This window comes from Acetatifactor muris (assembly GCF_024623325.1).
Lineage (GTDB): Bacteria > Bacillota > Clostridia > Lachnospirales > Lachnospiraceae > Acetatifactor > Acetatifactor muris.
Genome location: NZ_JANJZD010000007.1, coordinates 74,578 through 95,230, shown reverse-complemented (window position 1 = coordinate 95,230; position 20,653 = coordinate 74,578). Strand labels below are relative to the sequence as shown.

Sequence of the window (20,653 nt, the reverse complement as noted above, 5' to 3'; positions counted from 1 at the left end):
AAAACCAAAGCAGGAATATGACGAAATTTGTGATTCAAAATTTTTCATTGACAAGCATTTGAATTTAAAGTACAGTGAGTAAGGAAACTTGTGCAACAGCCCGGACAGGGCGTTGAACTGCCATAAACTTACAAATATGGGAGCAGGTATGAGACTGCGTAATATTACAGGTTCGCGGGAGGTGATTGCGGAGAGTCCTTATGTTATCCGGGAGGAACTGCAGGCCGGCTGTGCGGGCAGATGGAAAGAAATTTTTGACAATGTAAATCCCATTCATATTGAAATCGGAATGGGAAAGGGAAAATTCATACATACTATGGCTAAGGAGAATCCCGATATTAATTATGTGGGTATCGAGAAATATTCCAGCGTACTCCTTCGGGCAGTTCAGAAAATGGAGAAGGAAGAGCTCCCCAATCTGAAATTTCTGCGGATGGATGCGGAAGAGATTACCAGGGTGTTCGGCCCCCGGGAAGTGAGCCGGATTTACCTGAATTTCTCTGATCCATGGCCCAAGGACAGACATGCCAGACGCCGGTTGCCCTCGCGGGAATTTCTGGCCAGGTATGACGTGATTCTGGAGCAGAATGGCCGCTTGGAATTCAAGACAGACAACAGAGCATTATTCGACTTTGCCGTGGACGAACTGGTACCGGCGGGATGGACTGCCAGCGTGCTTACCTATGATCTTCACCATGACGAGGTGCTGATGCAGGGGAACGTGATGACGGAGTACGAAGAGAAATTTTCGAGCCTGGGAAATCCTATCTGCAAGTATGTGATTATCAGAGAAAATAACAAAACAGCGGAACTATAACAGGAGGTAAACTTATGGAATACAAATTCACAGAGGACAATTTTGAGGCGGAAGTGCTGCAGGCGGCCACTCCGGTATTGGTGGATTTTTACGCGGACTGGTGTAATCCCTGCCGGATGATGGGACCTGTGGTGGAGAAAATCGCGGAGGAGTATGAAGGAAGGGTAAAAGTCGGCAAATGCAATATTGACGAGAATATGACGCTGGCGGCGAGATATCGCATTTCCAGTATCCCGGCTTTTGTTATATTTAAAAACGGCAGTCCGGAAGCAACCTTTGTGGGAGCCATGTCTGCGGCGGAATTAAAGGAAAAGGTTGAGCAGGCATTGAGGTGAGATGAAAAAAGAGGTTGTTCTGTACGAAGGAAAAAGGCTGCTGCTCTGTGGACTGGGAGCGTTTCTTTACGCTGCGGGCACCAATCTTTTTGTGGTGCCTGCCGGCCTGTACACAGGCGGACTGATGGGATTCTGTCAGGTAATCAGAACCTTGCTGGCAAGATATTTTCATATGAATTTCAGCAATTTTGACATTGCCGGTATCATTTACTACCTGATTAATATCCCTATTTTTGTGATTGCATTCAGACGGATGGGGAGAATGTTTTTCGTGAAGACATTGCTCACTGTTACGGTGATGACTCTCTTCCTGTCGCTGATTCCCACCAGAATGATTGTGAAGGATTCTATGGCCGCCTGCATGGTGGGGGGAATTATAACCGGTGCGGGAATCGGACTGACGCTGAGAATGGCTTCTTCCGGCGGCGGAATGGATGTAGTAGGTGTGCTGCTGATTCGGTGGAAGAGAGATTTCAGCGTGGGCAAGGCGAATCTGTTTGTCAATCTGGCTTTGTATGCCGTCTGCCTCTTTCTGTTTGATGTGGAAATTGTGGTGTACTCGGTTATCTATGCTGCGGTGCATTCTGTGGCAATGGATAAAGTTCACACACAGAACATCAATGTGGAGGCTAAAATCATCACAAAGGCTGATACTGCGGCACTGGAGAAGGTGATTTTTGAGGAGATTTACAGAGGAATTACCAAGTGGTCAACGATGGGGGCTTATACCCATGAAGATTCGCACATACTGTATATTACATTGTCAAAATATGAAGTGAGCCGTCTGAAGGCAGCGGTACACAGATACGATCCCAACGCCTTTATCGTGATTAACGAAGGTGTAAGCGTGGATGGAAACTTTATCAAGAAACTGTAACAAATCCCGGCAGAAATCAGCGCCTTGTGTAACTGATTCCTGCCGGGATATTTTTGCGTTGTCCGACTGATGCAATATGCCGCCAAAGCCTGAATGGATGCAGGCGGATTTCAAGGCAGAGCCACCTCTTCGATAAGACGCAGGATCGTCCGGATGGAATCCATCTGTCCGCTGTCGTTCATGGCATTGCGGAAGGTCTGCCTGGAGAAATAAAGCTCGTGCACCTTATCCAGCAGAAGGTCTGTGGTCAGGTCGTCTTCATTGATGACAATGGAAAACCCCTGGGCTTCAAAGGATTTTGCATTGAGCAGCTGATCTCCACGGCTGCTGGAGGCAGGAAGCGGTATCAGGATATTTGGCTTCTTTAATGCCAGCAGTTCACAGATGGCGTTGGCGCCGGCCCGGGAAATAACCAGGTCTGCCATGGCAAATAAATCTTTCAGTTCCGCTTTTACATATTCGAACTGTTTATATCCTGCGGTATTCAGGAGCAGATTGTCTATTTTGTCCTTTCCGCAGATGTGGACCACCTGAAAATCTGTGAGCAGTCTGGGAAGTGCGGAGCGGATTGCCTTATTGACATTGGCGGCGCCCAGACTTCCGCCGATTACCATAATGACAGGTTTGTTGGCGCTGAATCCGCACATGTCCAGGCCGGCAAGTTTATTCCCCTGGGCCAGTTCCGCCCGGATGGGAGAACCGGTGAGCACGGCTTTCTCCCCAGGAAGATTCTGAATCGTTTCCGGGAAATTACAGCAGACTTTTCTGGCGGCAGAAATGCACATTCTGTTGGCAAGGCCCGGTGTCATGTCGGACTCGTGAATAATACACGGAATATCCAGAGAAGCAGCGGCACGGACTACCGGAACGGAGACAAAACCGCCCTTTGAGAAAACGACATTTGGCCTGTAAGACTTCAGGAATTTCCTGGCTTCCGAGAAGCCTTTTATGACACGAAAAGGGTCTGTAAAATTCTTCAAGTCCAGATATCGGCGGAACTTGCCGGTGGAAATGCCAACATAGGGCAGATCAAAATCGCCGATCAGCCTTTTTTCCATACCGTCATAAGAACCCATATAAGTAATTTCGTAGCCGGCGTCCTTCAGAGAGGGAAGCAGAGCTATATTGGGGGTAACATGTCCCGCGCTGCCCCCGCCTGTCAAAACGATTTTTTTCATATGCCAAGCCTTTCGGAAGTTATATCATTTTTTCAAGAGCCAATGCCAGCTGATCCGGACAGGAAGTAGATTTTGTGCCGCACCGGATGCCCTTTAATCTGGAAATGGCCTCTTCCGGCTTCATCCCCTTTACCAGGGCACTGACGCCCTGCAGGTTGCCGTGACAGCCACCGGTAAACATAACGGAATCGATGACACCGTCCTTTAATTTAATATCAATTTCTCTCGAACATGTGCCTTGTGTTGTGTATTTCAGTGAATCCATGGAACTCATCTCCTTTAATTTTATACGTTACGATATATTCTATCAGATTTTTCGTCATTCTGCAATCGAGGGATATAAATTTTTGTGAGGGGGCGGAAAAAAGATGCATATACTGAAATTTTTTGTCGGAAAAAGAGAGAAAAATGCGACGAAAAATTCTGTAAACATGAATATTGATACGTTATACTGGATTTACAGGATGGAATGCGGCAGTTCAGATTTTGTGTGAACTGTTAAGGTGATCCTGCCTGGTCCATGCGTTGCAACAGTGAGAGGAGGCGCAATATGTTTCGTATATTTCAGGAGGAAAAACTGATATCGGTTTTTATGTTTCTTTTTCTGGGGAGCAGTATTATCCTTCGGATATTCCTGGGACTGCTTTACCGGAATATGATAAAGGAGGCAGATAATATGGCTTCCACGAAGAACAGACTGTTAAAACAATGTAAGACGAAATTTGCCAGCTGTTATCAGCTGAGCAACGGCGTTGCCAACATACCCGTTTTTGTGGACAAGTTCCTGAATCGAATGTCATTGGGACATCTGTCTTTTGAGACGCTTTATCATCTTTCCGGCCAGCTGATGCTGTTGTCTGTGGTCTGTTCCGGAATCGGAGTCTGTAAAAGCATTGTGGAGGGACGTACAGTAGGAGACGTTCTGCCGTTTTACATTGTAAGCTTTTTCGGGCTGTATGTGTATTTCAGTGTATCGACGGTTGTGGATGTGCGGGGGAAGAAGCGGATTCTGAAAATAAATCTGGTGGATTATCTGGAGAATCACCTTTCGCCGCGTATTGAGGTAACCAGGCAGGATATCGAAATGCTGTACGGAGAATCCGCTTTTGAGGAAAAAACGGAAAACTACGGGCGTGTGCAGGGCGGCAGAAGCGGCAGAGGAAGAAACCGCAGAGGAAACAGGGGCCTGGTGCGTCCCCAGGGAAGACGGACAGTGGAACTGATGCCTATCGGAAACCGGCTGGCGGCTGGCGGGGAAGAGCTGAATGCCGCACCGGAAGTGGAGGAGACGGCAGAACAGATATATACTGCCATGCCGGCTGATGCGCAGGCACCTGCCATACAGATGCCCCAGAACGAAAATGATTCGCCTGAGGATTCCGCGGCGGTGACGGCGGAGGAACTGGAGGCATTGCTGAAGGAGTTCCTTACATAAAATACTTGAATTTGTCATATAACTTTGCTACACTTAGGAAAAGCTGTATGGCGCTTAATCCGGAGTGCAGGGAGTGACCTGTCAGATGCATTACGGATTGCAATGTGAGCATGTTTGATTTTACGTGTCAGTATGGGAGCCTGCGGAGAAAAGTTCGCAGGCTTTTGGCTGTGTAACCGGGTGGGACATCAGTGAAAGGAACCAGGGAGTATACATGAAAATCGTTATTCTGGAGAGAAACAGTGTGGGCACGGATGTGTCAGTGGAAGAGGTACGTGCGTTTGGAGAAGTTGTAATTTACGAGAATACAGTGACGGAAGAGGAAGTGCGGGAGAGAGTCCGGGATGCGGATATTGTGATTGCCAATAAGTCACCGTTGTGTGAGAAGACTCTCAGCGGGGCGGAGAAGGTAAAACTGATCTGCGAATTTGCCACCGGTTATGACAACTGTGATCTGGAATACTGCAGTTCCAGAGGCATTAAGGTCACCAATGTGCGGGATTATTGCACCGGCATGGTGGCACAGCATACTTTTGCTATGGCGCTTGCGCTGAGTCAGAAGCTGTTTTATTATGATCAGTATGTGAAATCAGGCGCGTACAGTGCTCAGACGCGCTTTTCCAATTTTGATCTGCCGTTTTATGAGCTGGAAGGGAAGACCTGGGGCATAGTGGGGATGGGAAACATCGGCAGAAGAGTGGCGAAGATTGCGGAGGCATTCGGATGCAAAGTGATCTGCTGTTCTGTCACTGGAAGCGGCAGCAGGACGGAATATCGCAGGGTGGATAAGGATACACTGCTTGGAGAGAGCGATTTTCTGTCGCTGCACTGTCCGCTGAGTCCGCTGTCACGCAATTATATTGATGCGTCCGCGCTGAAAAGGATGAAGAAGACGGCGGTACTTCTGAATGTGGCCAGGGGCCCTGTGGTGAATAACACAGATTTGTATGAGGCGCTGGTTAACGGGGAGATTGCTGCTGCGGGTCTGGACGTGGTGGAAAAGGAGCCGCTGGAGCAGGACAATCCGCTTAGCCTTCTGAAGGACAGTAACAGACTGATTATCACGCCGCATCTGGCCTGGGCCAGTGTGGAGGCCCGTACCCGATGCGTGCAGGAGGCGTGTAAAAATATCGCCGCGTTTCTGAGGGGCCAGGAGAGAAATGTGGTGAATGCAGGGAGACAGACTGCCGGAACAAACGGAGGAACGAAATAAAACCAATGATAGAAAAACTGAGACTACTTTACAGAAAATATGAGGAAATTATTGTATATCTGATTGTGGGGGTATTGACGACCATAGTGGCCTGGACGGCAAAGTTTGCCGCCAACGCGGTACTGTTCGGCAATACCATGCATCCGGACCACTTTCAGAACGGGGTACTCAGCATAATCAACTGGGTGGCGGGTGTGATCTTCGCCTATTTTACCAACAGGAGATTTGTCTTTAAAAGCGAGAAGCCCATGGCAAAGGAGGCGCCTAAGTTCGTGCTCTCCAGGGTGTCCACTTTGATTCTGGACGTGGTGGTGATGCAGATATTCACTGTCCTGAATGTGAATCTGGTGGTGGGAAGCGTGGTTTCCGCAGTGCTGGTAACCATTGCAAATTATGTGTTCAGCAAGCTTTTTGTGTTTAACAGGAAATGAACTTCCCGTTAAACACCATGTGGTCAGGGTTAAATTTCCCTGACCATTTCTCTGACCAGAGCGGCAGAGTGCTTTGCCGCGGCTTTCTCAAAGGTGGGATAATCCATTTCCGCACTGTCATCCGCCTTGTCCGATATGGCCCGGATAATGACAAAAGGAATGCCGTTGAGATAAGCGCCGTGCGCGATGGAAGCGCCTTCCATCTCCGCGCAGTCACCCTGGAATGCGGAAATCAGATGCTCTTTCATATCTTTGCTGGAAATAAACTGGTCTCCGCTGACCACCCGGCCCAGGACTACGCTTACATCCGGATTTGCCTTTCGGCAGGCGGCTTCCGCCAGGGAAATGAGCGATTCGTCCGCCTTGAATTCCCGGAATCCCATCTGAGGAACCTCTCCCGGCTGATACCCGAAAATTGTCACATCCATGTCATGGTGCAGAGCATCCTTTGAAATCAGAATGTCTCCAATGTCCAGTTCTGCATTCAGGGAACCGGCCACACCGGTATTGATGACATGGGTCACATGGAAGATATCTGCCAGAATCTGTACACAGAGCGCCGCGTTTACTTTCCCGATGCCGCAGCGGACAATGATAACAGAAGCGCCGTTGAGAAGCCCTTCATGGAAATCCATTCCTGCCTTTTTGATAATCTTATCGTTTTCCAGTTCTGCAATCAGCTGTTCCACTTCCAGCTCCATTGCGCCTATAATTCCTGTCCTGCTCATATTTTATGTTCTCCTGTTTATCGTTCTGCAACGCTTACTCCGGTTCCCCTTTCCGGAAGCATTTTCGGTTTCCGTCCTTTTTACTGCGGGTAAACCAGGCGGCTGTCATCAATATTGTACAACACATTTTCCAGATATCTCTTTGCCAGATAATTTGTCATGGGAAGGTTCATATCCAGGTAATTTCCGCAGTCCTTCGCGGAAGCGCCGGGGACTTCGTCCCTGTAGTCCCGGATGAACTCATACATCTGTGTAATCAGCGGTACGATATCCTGTGATGAAAGATCTCCGGCCAGCAGCAGATAAAAGCCGGTGCGGCATCCCATGGGGCCAAAGTAGATGGTTTTCTTCCCATATACCGGATGGTTTCTCAAAAAGGTAGCACCCAGGTGTTCAATGGTATGTACCTCTGCGGTGTTCATGACCGGCTCTTCGTTGGGGCTGGTCATGCGCAGGTCAAAAGTGGTAATGATTTCGGCGCCTATGTTATCTTTACGCGATACATATACACCGGGCTGTAATTTAATGTGGTCTATGGTGAAGCTTGCTATTTTTTCCATAATGGGAATCCTTTCTTTTATTCTGGCGGCAGTTCCGCCTTTTTATTGTATTTATAATAACAGGAAAAGTCAATGTTTTTAAGCGAATAAACCCACGAAATTGACATGGGCAGAGGATTATGGTAGATTGAATTCGGTGATTGCTTTTGCACAAAAGCGTTGGAGGAGAAGGACGTATATGGGACAATATGAGGAAAGATTAAAGCTGCTGGAAAAGTACTATACCGGGATTCAGTCATCATACGGATTTGAAATGAAGGGAAACATTGCCGCCAGGAAGATGGAGAATGCAATAAAAAAGTTTGCTCCGGATCTGGACAGAGAAAGTGTACTCGGATTTTATGATACAACGGTTACAGGGAACGGAAAAAACGGGTATATTTTTACGGACACAATGGTATATTACCTTGAGATTCTGGATACTCCCAGGAAGCTTCGGTATGAGGACATAGAGGATGTTGAACTGATTGACATGGGGAAGAAGGACGGGGACAATAAACTTCGGTTTCAGATGCGTGATGGAAGCGAAGTGATCTGGACAAACTGTGGACTTAACAAGACCCCGCTATATCACTTTTTTAAAGATTTGCTGGATTGCGGGGATGCAGCTTCCGCAGGAACCAAAGAGCAGGTGTCTCATGAGGAGAGCAGAAAATATGAAGGAGCCGTGGCAGGCGGGATAGCAGTGGCGGCACATGGCCAGGTCAATAAATCTTATGAGGAAGAGAAATTTCATGGCAGACAGGGGCATGGTTTTGCCGCGGAACGTGCCAACACTCTGTATGACAGGCTCACAGGGCACGACGCGAAGATAGTAGGAGACGACAATATCAAGAACGGCGCAGACAGGATTGTTGACGGGGTTGCCATCCAGTCCAAATACTGTAAAAGTGGTTCTGCGTGTGTGAATGAATGCTTTGACAAAGAGGGAAACTTCAGATACTGGGTGGATGGAAAGCCCATGCAGATAGAGGTTCCGTCGGATAAGTATGACGCAGCCGTAAAAGCGATGGAGGAGAAGATCCGGGAGGGAAAAATGCCGGGTATCACAGACCCGGAAGAAGCAAAGAATATTGTCCGGAAAGGACATTTTACATATGAACAGGCGAAGAATATTGCTAAGGCAGGGACAGTAGAGTCTCTGACATATGATGCTGTCAACGGCGCAATTATTGCCACATCGGCATTTGGAGTGACAGCGGTAATTACTCTTGCTGTAAATTTGTGGAGCGGAGAAGATTTTAATTCTTCTATTAAGGCGGCTACTTATTCGGGACTCAAGGTAGGCGGTACCGCATTTGTCACAACAATTATTGCCAGTCAGCTTTCAAAGGCAGGATTGAACAGTGCGCTTGTGGGAAGTTCAGAGGTAATTGTGGCTTTTATGGGCCCAAAGGCATCCGCTGTGCTGATTAATGCCTTCAGAAGCGGGAGCAAGATTTATGGCGCTGCGGCAATGAAAAGTGCGGCGAAGCTGCTGAGAGGAAATGTGATTACGGCAGGTGTGACAGTGGTGGTTTTATCATCTTTTGATATTGCCAACATTTTCAGAGGCAGAATATCCGGAAAACAGTTGTTTAAGAATCTGGCGAACACAGCGTCAACTGTGGCAGGAGGAACCGGCGGGTGGCTGGGAGGGGCCGCCGTCGGCTCAGCGATTCTTCCGGGAGTGGGCACTATCGTGGGAGGCCTGATTGGCTCCATTGCAGGCGGAGCCGCTGCCGGAAAAGCCACAGGTGCGGTTCTGAATAATTTCATTGAAGATGATGCAGATGAGATGGTGGGAATCATTCAGAAAGAATTCGAAGAACTTGCACAGGATTACCTTTTGAATCAAAAGGAAGCTGAGAAAATTGTAGAAGAACTGAGCAGGAAGCTGGACGGGAAAATGCTGAAAGATATGTTTGCAAGCTCTCACAGAAAAAAATTTGCGCGTCAATTGCTGGAACCCCTCATTGAAAAAGAAATCAAAAAACGAAAACGCATCAGGGCGGTATCGGATAAACAGATGGCAAAGGGGTTAAAGGAGGTTCTGGAAGAGATATCAGACAGCATCGACAGGGCGCCAACAGGTGACAGTACCATGCCAGTGTGAAGGCAGGCAACCGTTCAGTGACCTGCCCGAACTGTTATGAGAACAGAGGGAAAATCATTGGGAAAGAGAAAATGAGAACAGAAGCATACAGGAGTTTGTCGGAAAAGGTGATAATGTACACCGGGGGAAAGGAAAAAGGAATAATCTTCAGACATACGACGGTGACGAAGCAGACATTTGCGCAGTTAAGAGATTCCCTGCTGGGCCAGGGGAAGATCCTGGAAGAAGATTTCAGGAAGAAAATATATGTCATTTCGATAATGGCAGGTGCGGCGGATATGAATGAAGCAGTAGTGGCGGTGAGACTGTCAGGGGACAGTCTGGATTTCGCAGGATATGCGAGGGAGGGCCTGATAAAACAGCATACGGCGGAAAAAGCGATAGAGAAAATCTGTTCTGTCATTCACGCAGGGGTGTGTTCACCCGACATTTCGGAGGGCAGAGCGACGGGACCAGGTTCTGAACAGTAACATGTTAACATTTTGACAGGTTCAAAAAACAAATGGATGTGGCAATCCTCCGGTTTATCCGTGTATAATAAAGGCAGGAAGAAAGCATATGCACCATAAGGGCTGCATGCAGATACCGGTACAGGTTACAGAAAGGCAGGGTTATCAGAATGAAAGAGACAATTTTGAAGAAATTTCAGGAAGTATTTGGGGATGCGGAAGGTGTGAAATGCTATTTTGCACCAGGCAGGGTCAACCTCATCGGAGAACATACCGACTATAACGGCGGGCATGTATTTCCCTGTGCGCTGACCATTGGAACATACGGGGCAGCCAGACGGAGAGAGGATAACAGGCTGCGCTTTTACTCCATGAATTTTGAAAAGCTGGGTGTCATCGAATCTTCTCTGGAGGAACTGGTGCCCGCCAAAGAAGCAGGCTGGACAAATTATCCCAAGGGCGTAATGTGGGCTTTCGGAGAGAAAGGGATGAAAGTACCCTTTGGAATGGACCTGCTGCTGTATGGAAACATTCCCAACGGCTCGGGGCTGTCTTCCTCCGCGTCCGTAGAGATTCTGACAGGTTATATTCTGAGAGATTTCTTCGGGTTCGAGGTGAGCAATCAGGAACTGGCTCTGATCGGTCAGTATGCGGAGAATAACTTTAATAAAGTAAATTGCGGCATTATGGACCAGTTTGCCATTGCCATGGGAAAGAAGGACAATGCCATTTTCCTGGACACAGCGGACCTGTCATTTGAATATGCACCTATCGCGCTGAAAGGGGCGAAGATTGTCATTGCCAGCAGCAACAAGAAGCGTGGCCTGGGCGATTCCAAATATAATGAGCGCCGCAGCGAATGTGAGACTGCGCTGGCAGAACTGCAGAAGGTTGTGGAAATCAAGGGCCTGGGTGACCTGGACGAAGAAACCTTTGAAAAGTATGCATCTGCCATTGAGAGCGATGTGCGCAGAAGGCGCGCAAAGCATGCGGTTTATGAGAATCAGCGCACCATCCGTGCGGTGGAAGCACTGAAAGCGGATAACGTGGCGCTTTTCGGAAAGCTCATGAATGAATCCCATGTATCGCTGAGGGATGATTATGAAGTGACAGGCATTGAGCTGGATACGTTGGTGGAAGAAGCCTGGAAGATTGAAGGCGTTATCGGCTCCAGGATGACGGGCGCAGGTTTCGGCGGCTGTACGGTGAGTATTGTGAAGGACGAAGCCATCGACGGATTTATTGATAAAGTGGGTAAGGCTTATGAAGCCAAAATCGGTTATGCTGCGGACTTCTATGTGGTGGAAGTAGGGAACGGGCCTGTGACACTGTAAGGTTCCATGCGTGTATCCATAGAGACAGCAGCCGGGGGGCTGCCAGCTGCCCGGTGTCAGCACAGAGAAGCTGTGAGCGTGAGGCCGCAGTGTGGAAAAGGATTGCAGATGGCCGGCAGATGACATAAATGGCATGGAGAATGTGGCGGAGAAGGGAAAGCGAGGAGAGCAAAATGATTCAGTCAGATATCAGGAAACTGGTTTCTTACGGCGTACAGACAGGACTGGTTCCCACAGAGGATGTGGTCTTTACCACCAACAGGCTGCTGGAGCTGTTCGGGTTGGACGAGACGGAAGAGTCACTGGAACCGGAAGGGGTGAAGACGGAGGACCTGGAGGCGGTTTTGAACCGTATGTGCGATTATGCATATGAAAATGGATTTATTGCCGGGAACGGGGTGGTGTATCGGGATTTGTTTGACACTAAAGTGATGAGTCTGCTGATGCCCAGGCCCAGCGAGGTAATCATAAGATTCCGGGAACTGTATGAGACAGAATCGCCCAGAGCGGCGACGGATTATTATTATAAGCTCAGCAGGGATTCCGATTATATCAGAAGGTACCGCATCGCCAGGGACAGAAAATGGATTGTGCCTACCAAATACGGTGACCTGGACATTACCATCAATCTGTCCAAGCCGGAGAAGGATCCGAAGGCCATTGCTGCCGCCAGAAATGCGAAGCAGTCCGGGTATCCGAAATGTCTGCTGTGCAGAGAGAACGAAGGGTATGCGGGCAGGCTGAACCATCCGGCCAGGCAGAATCACAGGATTATTCCGGTGACCATCAACGGCAGCCAGTGGGGCTTTCAGTATTCTCCCTATGTCTACTATAATGAGCACTGTATCGTGTTTAATTTTCAGCATGTGCCTATGAAAATCGACCATGACACGTTTGTCAAGCTGTTTGATTTTGTCAAGCAGTTTCCCCATTATTTTGTGGGGTCCAATGCGGACCTGCCGATTGTGGGCGGTTCCATTTTAAGCCATGATCATTTTCAGGGGGGCCATTACGAATTTGCCATGGCGAAGGCGCCTGTGGAGAGAAGCTTCACAGTGGAAGGGTTTGAGGATGTGAACGCGGGCGTGGTCAGATGGCCCATGTCGGTGATACGGCTGAACGGTCCGGATACAGCCCGCATCATTGCCCTGGCGGACAGAATTCTGGACAAGTGGCGCAGGTATACGGATGAGCAGGCTTTTGTCTACGCCTGTACAGACGGGGAACCTCACAACACCATCACTCCCATCGCAAGGAGGCGGGGAGAGAACTTTGAACTGGACCTGGTGCTGAGAAACAATATCACAACGGAGGAACATCCTCTGGGGGTATACCATCCCCATGCAAAGCTGCATCATATCAAAAAGGAGAATATAGGTCTCATAGAGGTCATGGGACTGGCGGTGCTGCCAGCCCGTCTGAAGGATGAAATGGCGCAGCTGAAAGCGGCTATTGTGTCCGGGGCAGACCTGCGCTCCGACCAGGTGCTGGCCAAACATGCGGACTGGGTGGAGGAATTCAGCTCAGGATATGATCATATGGATGCGTCAAATATTGATGATGTCATTGAGAAAGAAATCGGCCTGGTGTTCATGGAGGTGTTGGAGGATGCCGGGGTGTATAAGAGAACACCCGAGGGCCAGCAGGCATTTGACAGATTTATACAGAGCCTGTAAACGACAGAAGAATTACAGGAGAGAGCCATGGCAAAATATGCGTTAATCAGTGACATACATGGAAATTATAAGGCTCTGGAGGCTTTCCTGGCATATATCAGGGAGAATCCGGTAGACGGTGTAATTGCGCTGGGAGATTATGTGACGGACGGTCCCTATCCGGAGAGGACTGTAAAATATCTGCGGGAGATAAGTGAAAAATATACCTGCTATATCATCCGGGGCAACAGGGAGGACTATCTGCTGAATAATACAGACAACAGGGAGGGATGGAAACCGTCATCTGCCAACGGCACGCTGTATTATACACTCAGGCGTCTGACACAGGAAGATATGGCTTTTCTGGCTTCTTTCCCCACAGAGCGGGAAGTGGCAATCGAAGGCTGTCCTTCGCTGTATATTTGTCATGGGGTGCCCGGAAAAGTGCGGGGGAATGTTCATGAGGAACCGGGGCTTATGGAGGAGGTGCTGAAGGAGCTGGCTTATGGCTGTCTGCTGGGCGGACACAGTCATCACCAGGAGAAAGCGGTGCTCTATGGGAAAACGTATATCAATCCCGGTTCACTGGGATTTGCCGTTGACAATGTGGGCAGGCGGGCGCAGTTCGCCATACTGACAGGGAGCCGGAATGGCTGGGAGGCAGAATTTAAGTCCATTTCTTATGACGTGGAGGGATATCTGGGGGCTTTTGCGGAGAGCGGTGTGGATGAACTGGGAATGACCCTGAATAAGGCGGTGAAGAAAAGCCTGGTCACAGGGGTAAACTATTTCTTTAAATGCATTGTCGCCATGGATGAAGAGGCAAAAAGGACAGAGGTGCGGTCCATTGCGGAAATGCCGGAAGAAGTGTGGAACAGGCTGGAGGAAAGATTCGGATTATGAAATTTTTACTGGTGGCAGTGAATGCAAAATATATTCATTCCAACCCTGCCATATACAGCCTGCGGGCTTATGCGGGAGCGAAGCTGCAACAGTATGTGGAACTGGCAGAATATACGATCAATCAGCCCATGGAGGAAATTCTCGCGGATATTTATGAGAGGAAACCTGATGTGGCTGGTTTTTCCTGCTACATCTGGAACTGGAGATTGATTCAGGAGCTTCTGACGGAACTGGCAAAGCTGCTGCCGGAGACGGATATCTGGCTGGGCGGTCCGGAGGTATCCTGGGATGCAGAGAATATTCTGCAGAAATATCTGCAGGTTACCGGGATTATGGTGGGTGAAGGGGAGGCGACATTCAAAGAGCTGCTGGAGACTTATGTGCGCTGTGGCGGCGCCGGAGAGGAATGCGGTGAAGCGGCGGAAAAGCAGCGGCCCGGAGGGATACAGGGACTATCGGCCCGGGCGGAAGCCGGATACTGGAATGTGGAGGCACAGTGGAAGAAAATTCCGGGGCTGTATCTGAGGTCGGGGGCAACGCCACCCCGGGCACAGGTGAAACTGGATGACATTCCTTTTCTTTATCAGGACCTGTCCCTTTTTGAGAACAGAATTATTTATTATGAGAGCAGCAGAGGCTGCCCTTTTCTCTGCAGTTATTGTCTGTCTTCTCTGGAAAAGCAGCTGCGTTTTCGTGACATAAATGTCATAAAAAAGGAACTGCAGTTTTTCCTGGATAACAGAGTAAAGCAGGTAAAATTTATAGACAGGACTTTCAATTGCAATTATGAGCATGCAATGGCCATCTGGAGCTATCTGGAAGAACATGACAATGGTGTCACAAATTTTCATTTTGAAATTTCGGCTGATATTCTGAGGGAAGACGAAATAGAACTGCTGGGGCGTCTGCGGCCGGGGCTGGTACAGCTGGAAATCGGTGTTCAGTCAACGAATCCCGGGACACTGAAGGCCATCCGGCGGGTGACAGAGCCGGAGAAGCTGGAAAAAATTGTGGCGTCCATTGGCAGAGGCGGAAATGTCCATCAACACCTGGATCTGATAGCAGGTCTTCCCTATGAGAACTACGAGAGCTTTGGAAGATCTTTTGACCGGGTTTACCGTATGAGACCTGAACAGCTGCAGCTGGGATTCCTGAAGGTACTTAAAGGCTCGGAGATGTGGGAGAGGGCTGAGGAGTATGGGATTGTCTACCGGGCTCAGCCGCCCTATGAAGTGTTGTATACCAGATGGCTTTCCTTTGAGGACGTGCTGAAACTGAAGCGGATTGAAGAGATGGTGGAGATTTATTACAACAGCGGACAGTTTACGCATACGCTGCCGTTTCTGGAGAAAGCATTTTCGAATCCTTTTGTAATGTATGAGAAAATGGCTGAGTTTTACGGGGAAAACGGATATTTTAAAGCAAGTCCTGCGCGGAGTTACCGTTATCAGGTGCTGTTTGCATTTGCATTAAAATATGATGAGAAAAGAGAAGCCGTATACAGGGAATTTCTGACATATGACATGTATCTGCGGGAGAAAGTGAAGAGCAGGCCGGTATTTGCGGTGGATTTGTCCGGGTATCGGGAAAGCATCCGTGATTTTTATCAGGAAGAGGAGAGGACACGGAGGTATCTGCCGGATTATGCAGGGTATGACGGAAAGCAGCTGAGTAAGATGACGCATTTGGAGCCTTTTTTCTGGCCGGTATGGGACAGGGAGCAGGTGGCTGAATTATATGAGAGCACCGGGACGGAAAATACCAGGAATGACAGGGAGCGTAAGGCAGAATTTGTTTTGTTCGACTACCGGAGAAGGAATCCGCTGAATTCTGAAGCGGAGACATGTCATGTGGTTTGCAGACAGACAGAAAATGAGGTATAATCTATATAATCTTTGTTGCGGAGGAGTATTTACCATGAAAGAGATTAGAAGTATAGTTTCATCTTTTCGGAAGACAGCCATAAAAGCGGTATGTATGCTTCTGGTTCTGACTGTTGCGGGAACATCTACTGCCTGTGCCGTAGGTAATCATAAGGAAGAAACCATGGACAGAAATGCGGCTCTGGAGTACGCTCTGGCAGATGCGGGACTGAAAATGGAGGACATTGTCCTTATGAAGCAGGAGCTGAAGAAGGATGGCGGAGAAAATTATTACGAAATTGCGTTCAACGGTTCCGACCATTCTTACCAATATGAGATTGATGCTGTTACCGGAACCGTGGAAGGAGTGAAAATTCAGGCGCTCTCCATGCAGACCCCAGAGGGAACTGAGCAGTCGACAGCGCAGATCCCAGAGGGAACTGAACAGTCAGCAACGCAGAGCCCGGCAGAGTCAGGGCAATCCGAACAGCAGGAACGGGGAGGCCGGGAAGGGGCGTCTGCTGCTCAGGGAGACCAGAACTCCGATGCCAGTCAGGCGCCTGTGGATGTCCAGCCTTCGGAAGAGCAGAATCAGACCGGGAATCAGGCGGAGCAAATCGATTTGGAGACTGCGAAGGCGACAGCTTTGGCCGATGCCGGTCTGAAGGAGACGGATGTGACTTTCACCAAACAGGAAACGGACCGGGACTACAGAGGGACGGAATATGACATTGAATTTTACACAGCCGAGGCGGAATATGAATATGAGATTAGTGCTGAGACCGGCATGATAATCGATAAGAGTGTGGAGCAGTTTCAGGTTCCCGGGGCTGTATCAGGCGGAGGGGCCGACAATGCGGATGGATATATAGGTTTGGAAAGAGCGAAAGAAATAGCGGTGGGGGACGCCGGATTTGGGCTGGAGGAAGTGGTGTTGACCAAAGCGGAGCTGGACTGGGATGACGGTCGTGCGGAATATGAAATCGAATTTCAGAAAGAATGTGAAGAGTTTGAATACTGTATAAATGCTCTGGACGGAAGCATCCTGGAATTTGATTATGACCATGACGACCACTGCAGCCGGAATCATACGCATCATGGATACCGCGGGTATTGAGGATGCGAATAAAAAAGTGAAACAGAAACGGAACCGGGCTGATTGTCCGGTTCTGTTCTTACGATTTGGCACATAAAATATACTCATACTTATTGGTTGTAGTCAGGGGAACTGCTTTTCGCTCTGCTTCAGTTTTTGCCTCAGGTGTCGTATGATAGAATCCTTGCTGGCAGATCTGAGACCTTCGGCAATACGTATCAGGCGCTCAATCCGAAAGCTTTCGCCCTGAGAAATCCAGTAATCTGCCAGCTGATAATACGTACGGCTGATATCTGTGTTGGTGCTGACGGCAAATTCCAGGAGGACAGAGGCTTCCTTATCATAACCGGATTCCAGCAGCAAATCGGACCATTTCTGCAGAGTACGAACCAGCAGGGTATAATTCTGGTCATATTCGGAGAGTACAGTGATGTTGGCTGTGCCGTACTCCAGCTTCAGGTCAGTGTTGGACCAGCCGGTGAGATTCACGGTCTTCCGGGAAGCGAGGGACTCCACAATGCCGATACACTCCATGACATCGGCATTCTCATTCATCAGATGGGTGGGAAATTTTTCAAGGGGGATGGTAACATAATTCAGATTATCCAGGGGTTTGCGGCGGACGGAATTGGCCTGAGATTCCCGGGTCCAGAAGTCTTTTTCGCTGCTGCGGTTCTTTCTTGCCTGCTTTTTCACATTGTAGGAAATCAGTACGGAAAAGGTAATAAAGCTTGCCAAAAATCCTAAATTCATATATAATTCCTTTCATAAGCTAAAGTTGTTATTGTCCATTGGGTGAACAGTAATTTCCAATTGACAGTGCCTGCCGCTGCTCCGGGAGTGAACTGCGGCAGAAGAGGGAAACAGGAGTATGCCATGTTTAACATGAATAATAAAAAAACAAAACAGAGGGTGTCTGCAGTTATTGTGATTTTGCTGGTGCTTGCCATGCTCATTCCCACTCTATCATATTTAGTTTATTAATTCAATACTTTGAGCGGCAGGAGAGATACTTAAAGAGTTAAAAGAGTATAAAAGTGACAGGCAGCCGGCCGGTCACGGAATGGGAAGTGACGGATAATGAGAAATAAAATCAAAAAATGGATGAGGAAAGTCTGTTTTCCAATATCAGTGACTGTATGTTTGCTTATGATTGGGATGACTGTGAAGGCACAGGAGAGCACTTCTGTCAAGAAGGGAATCTTTGCAGGCGATATTGATTTGTCCGGTATGAGCGAGGCAGAAGCAAGGCAGGCGGTTACAGATTATGTGGAAGGGCTGAAAGAGACGGAGATTACCCTGCTGGCCTCCGGGGACACGGAAGTGGCGGTGACGGCGGGCGATCTGGGTATTACCTGGGCGAATCCGGAGCTGGTATCCGAAGCGCTGGAAGTGGGAACCAGGGGAAATGTGATTGAACGATATAAGGTCCTGAAGGATCTGGAGCATGATAACCTGGTTTATCCGATTCAGATTTCGTTTAATTTGCAGATGATCAGTGATATTCTCCTGGAAAAATGCGTTCAGTACGACGTACAGGCGGTGGACGCCACGCTGACCAGGGAGAATGGAGAATTCCAGGTAGTGGAGGGCAAGACCGGCTATACCCTGGATGTGGAGACTTCCATTGACAAGGTAAATAAATTTCTGACGGAGGAGTGGGATCATACTGCATGCACGATAGCGTTGGATGTGGATGTGACGGAGCCCAGGGGAAAGGCGGAAGAACTGGCGCAGGTGAAGGATGTTCTGGGGACATTTACTACGTCCTATGCTTCTTCCGGATCCAACAGAAGCCAGAATGTGTCTAACGGCGCGAATCTGATCAACGGTACTTTGCTGTATCCCGGAGACGAGTTTTCCGCATATGAGAGTGTGGCCCCTTTTACCAAGGCTAACGGCTATTACATGGCAGGTTCCTATATGAACGGCAAGGTGGTGGACAGTCTGGGCGGAGGTATCTGCCAGGTATCCACAACGCTTTACAATGCGGTACTGCTGGCTGAGCTGGAAGTGACGGAACGCTTTAATCATTCCATGATTGTGACTTATGTGGATCCTTCCGCGGATGCGGCCATAGCAGAAGGGTCAAAGGACTTCAAATTTGTCAATAATCTGGAGTATCCTGTATATATTGAAGGTTCTACTTCCAACAAACATATCACATTTACCATTTATGGTAAGGAGACGAGGGCTTCCGACCGGGAGGTGCGCTATGAGAGCAAAGTCCTGGAAGTGAATCAGCCGCCTGCGGATATTATTTATCCGGATCCCGGGCAACCTATCGGATATATCGTGTATGACAGCGCTCACGTGGGCTATAAGGCACAGTTGTGGAAAGTTGTGCTGGAAGGCGGAAAGGAAGTCAGCCGCACACAGGTGAACAGCAGCAGTTATAAAATGGTGCCCAGGAGTGCCACTGTGGGAACGGCTACTGCGGACCCGGCGGCATACGAAGAAATCATGGCGGCAATCGGTACAGGCAGTGTGGATCATGTGAAGAATGTGATTGCCATTCTGACCGCTCAGGCCCAGGCTCCTGTGGAAAGCCCGGAAATAGGAGATGAATAATTGAAAAATGTGTTTCGGCGCGGAGGGATGCGATGAAGACAGGAAAAGTGCCGGAAAATGTCCTGAAACGTTCTGTTTTACGACAGATAAAAACGAAGAGAAGAGAAGTGTTGTGTGGCGCGGGGATAGGGGTGGACTGCGCCACTTTCTCATTTCCCGGGGAGGGTGAAATTGTATCCTGTGTGCAGGAAGCGGCTCTTGTTCCGGCAGGAATGCCGGGCTGTGCAGGGGGCTTTCCGGGGACTTTTATGACAATGGCTGCATTGATACAGAAATGTGTTAATAATCTTGCGGCGGGAGGCGGGAGGACGGCCGCTGTGCTGATCAGCCTGATGATGCCGGAATCTTCGGAGGAATCCGAGCTGAGAATGCTGATGGCAGAGGCGGAGGAAAAGTGCAGGGAACTGTCACTGCAGATAGCCGGCGGCCAGACCAGAATTGCAGAGGCAGTAAGCCTGCCTGTGGCAACGGTGACGGGGATTGGCAGAAAGTGGGAAGTATCCGCAGTTCCCGGAGATGCCAGGCCGGGGCAGGATATTGTAATCAGCAAATGGGTTGGACTGGAAGGAACGGCATATCTGGCAGGCAGACACCGGGAGAAGCTTCTGCGGCGGTATCCTGCGTGGTTTGTGGAAGAAGCAGAACACTTCGGGCGATATTTATCCATTGTGACCGAGGCGCAGGTTGCCGTAAAGCAGGGAGCAACGCTCATGCACGACGCCTCGGAAGGGGGTATATTCGGGGCACTCTGGGAGCTGGCCGAGAGAGCCGGTGTGGGACTGACAGTGGATATGCGGGGGCTGCCGCTTCGTCAGGAGACCGTGGAGGTGTGTGAATGCTGTGGTGCGAATCCCTATGAACTTCTGTCAGGCGGCTGTCTGATTATGATATCATCTGACGGGCCGGGGCTGACAGCAGCGCTGGAGATGGCTGGTGTTCCGGCGGTGACAGTGGGAAAAATTACGGACAGCAATGACAGAATTCTGCTGAACGGAGAAGAAATCCGATATCTGGACAGACCGAAGAGTGACAGTATGCTGCCGCTTTTCAGGCAGGATACAGAATTGTGACAGCATTTTTAAGCCTGACAGATTTGTTCGGTCCAGGAGAAATC

The 20,653-nt window shown here is 49.1% G+C and carries 20 protein-coding genes; 15 read left to right on the top strand and 5 right to left on the bottom strand.

Annotated features, from left to right (window positions below; all coding sequences use genetic code 11):
* The first annotated feature begins 148 nt into the window (after window positions 1-148).
* Genes trmB through NSB25_RS08430 form a run of 3 tightly spaced genes read left to right on the top strand, consistent with a single transcriptional unit; the run spans window position 149 to window position 2,029 of the window.
* Window positions 149-817: a tRNA (guanosine(46)-N7)-methyltransferase TrmB gene (gene trmB / locus NSB25_RS08440; protein ID WP_103239324.1), complete on the top strand. Its 669-nt coding sequence runs from the start codon at window positions 149-151 to the stop codon at window positions 815-817.
* 14 nt (window positions 818-831) lie between these two features.
* Window positions 832-1,152, top strand: a complete 321-nt coding sequence (gene trxA / locus NSB25_RS08435; RefSeq protein WP_103239223.1) for a thioredoxin — start codon at window positions 832-834, stop codon at window positions 1,150-1,152.
* 1 nt (window position 1,153) lies between these two features.
* A complete protein-coding gene (locus tag NSB25_RS08430) occupies window positions 1,154-2,029 on the top strand; it encodes a YitT family protein (RefSeq protein ID WP_103239222.1) in 876 nt (291 codons plus the stop codon).
* 110 nt (window positions 2,030-2,139) lie between these two features.
* On the opposite strand, the gene NSB25_RS08425 is transcribed toward NSB25_RS08430, so the two are convergent.
* Both NSB25_RS08425 and NSB25_RS08420 read right to left on the bottom strand, forming a co-directional pair.
* Window positions 2,140-3,207 carry an undecaprenyldiphospho-muramoylpentapeptide beta-N-acetylglucosaminyltransferase gene (locus tag NSB25_RS08425; protein WP_103239221.1) on the bottom strand — a complete coding sequence of 356 codons (1,068 nt, stop codon included), beginning with the start codon at window positions 3,205-3,207 and terminating at the stop codon, window positions 2,140-2,142.
* 19 nt (window positions 3,208-3,226) lie between these two features.
* Complete coding sequence (locus NSB25_RS08420) at window positions 3,227-3,463, bottom strand: TIGR03905 family TSCPD domain-containing protein (protein ID WP_207656151.1); 237 nt, start codon at window positions 3,461-3,463, stop codon at window positions 3,227-3,229.
* Between the two features lie 294 nt (window positions 3,464-3,757).
* Between NSB25_RS08420 and NSB25_RS08415 the strand changes: the two genes are divergently transcribed.
* From NSB25_RS08415 to NSB25_RS08405, 3 genes are all read left to right on the top strand, one after another.
* Window positions 3,758-4,642 (top strand): hypothetical protein, encoded by an 885-nt coding sequence (locus NSB25_RS08415; protein ID WP_103239219.1) that lies wholly within the window; start codon window positions 3,758-3,760, stop codon window positions 4,640-4,642.
* Window positions 4,643-4,856: 214 nt separating this feature from the next.
* Complete coding sequence (locus NSB25_RS08410; protein WP_103239323.1) at window positions 4,857-5,855, top strand: D-2-hydroxyacid dehydrogenase; 999 nt, start codon at window positions 4,857-4,859, stop codon at window positions 5,853-5,855.
* Window positions 5,856-5,860: 5 nt separating this feature from the next.
* A complete protein-coding gene (locus NSB25_RS08405) occupies window positions 5,861-6,286 on the top strand; it encodes a GtrA family protein (RefSeq protein ID WP_103239218.1) in 426 nt (141 codons plus the stop codon).
* Between the two features lie 29 nt (window positions 6,287-6,315).
* Here NSB25_RS08405 and NSB25_RS08400 read toward each other — a convergent pair whose 3' ends face one another.
* Together NSB25_RS08400 and NSB25_RS08395 are read right to left on the bottom strand one after the other, a co-directional pair.
* Window positions 6,316-7,014 carry a 5'-methylthioadenosine/adenosylhomocysteine nucleosidase gene (locus NSB25_RS08400; RefSeq protein WP_103239217.1) on the bottom strand — a complete coding sequence of 233 codons (699 nt, stop codon included), beginning with the start codon at window positions 7,012-7,014 and terminating at the stop codon, window positions 6,316-6,318.
* 80 nt (window positions 7,015-7,094) lie between these two features.
* Window positions 7,095-7,574 (bottom strand): S-ribosylhomocysteine lyase, encoded by a 480-nt coding sequence (locus NSB25_RS08395; RefSeq protein ID WP_103239216.1) that lies wholly within the window; start codon window positions 7,572-7,574, stop codon window positions 7,095-7,097.
* 178 nt (window positions 7,575-7,752) lie between these two features.
* Between NSB25_RS08395 and NSB25_RS08390 the strand changes: the two genes are divergently transcribed.
* The 7 genes from NSB25_RS08390 to NSB25_RS08360 all read left to right on the top strand — a co-directional run bounded on the left by NSB25_RS08390 (window position 7,753) and on the right by NSB25_RS08360 (window position 16,989).
* The gene (locus tag NSB25_RS08390) at window positions 7,753-9,669 is read left to right on the top strand and encodes a hypothetical protein (RefSeq protein WP_172455040.1); all 1,917 of its coding nucleotides are present in this window, start codon (window positions 7,753-7,755) and stop codon (window positions 9,667-9,669) included.
* 71 nt (window positions 9,670-9,740) lie between these two features.
* Complete coding sequence (locus NSB25_RS08385) at window positions 9,741-10,139, top strand: hypothetical protein (RefSeq protein ID WP_146040006.1); 399 nt, start codon at window positions 9,741-9,743, stop codon at window positions 10,137-10,139.
* 149 nt (window positions 10,140-10,288) lie between these two features.
* Window positions 10,289-11,452 carry a galactokinase gene (locus NSB25_RS08380; protein WP_103239214.1) on the top strand — a complete coding sequence of 388 codons (1,164 nt, stop codon included), beginning with the start codon at window positions 10,289-10,291 and terminating at the stop codon, window positions 11,450-11,452.
* A gap of 173 nt (window positions 11,453-11,625) precedes the next feature.
* The gene (gene galT / locus NSB25_RS08375) at window positions 11,626-13,128 is read left to right on the top strand and encodes a UDP-glucose--hexose-1-phosphate uridylyltransferase (RefSeq protein ID WP_103239321.1); all 1,503 of its coding nucleotides are present in this window, start codon (window positions 11,626-11,628) and stop codon (window positions 13,126-13,128) included.
* Window positions 13,129-13,155: 27 nt separating this feature from the next.
* Complete coding sequence (locus NSB25_RS08370; protein ID WP_103239213.1) at window positions 13,156-14,010, top strand: metallophosphoesterase family protein; 855 nt, start codon at window positions 13,156-13,158, stop codon at window positions 14,008-14,010.
* Window positions 14,007-15,893: a B12-binding domain-containing radical SAM protein gene (locus NSB25_RS08365; protein ID WP_103239212.1), complete on the top strand. Its 1,887-nt coding sequence runs from the start codon at window positions 14,007-14,009 to the stop codon at window positions 15,891-15,893. The genes NSB25_RS08370 and NSB25_RS08365 overlap by 4 nt, the downstream gene beginning before the upstream one ends.
* A gap of 34 nt (window positions 15,894-15,927) precedes the next feature.
* Complete coding sequence (locus NSB25_RS08360; protein ID WP_172455039.1) at window positions 15,928-16,989, top strand: PepSY domain-containing protein; 1,062 nt, start codon at window positions 15,928-15,930, stop codon at window positions 16,987-16,989.
* Window positions 16,990-17,091: 102 nt separating this feature from the next.
* On the opposite strand, the gene NSB25_RS08355 is transcribed toward NSB25_RS08360, so the two are convergent.
* A complete protein-coding gene (locus NSB25_RS08355; protein WP_103239210.1) occupies window positions 17,092-17,721 on the bottom strand; it encodes a hypothetical protein in 630 nt (209 codons plus the stop codon).
* A 327-nt stretch (window positions 17,722-18,048) separates the two neighbouring features.
* Between NSB25_RS08355 and NSB25_RS08350 the strand changes: the two genes are divergently transcribed.
* Complete coding sequence (locus NSB25_RS08350) at window positions 18,049-19,539, top strand: VanW family protein (RefSeq protein ID WP_103239209.1); 1,491 nt, start codon at window positions 18,049-18,051, stop codon at window positions 19,537-19,539.
* Window positions 19,540-19,571: 32 nt separating this feature from the next.
* Window positions 19,572-20,609 (top strand): AIR synthase-related protein, encoded by a 1,038-nt coding sequence (locus NSB25_RS08345; protein ID WP_103239208.1) that lies wholly within the window; start codon window positions 19,572-19,574, stop codon window positions 20,607-20,609.
* The last annotated feature ends 44 nt before the right edge of the window (window positions 20,610-20,653 follow it).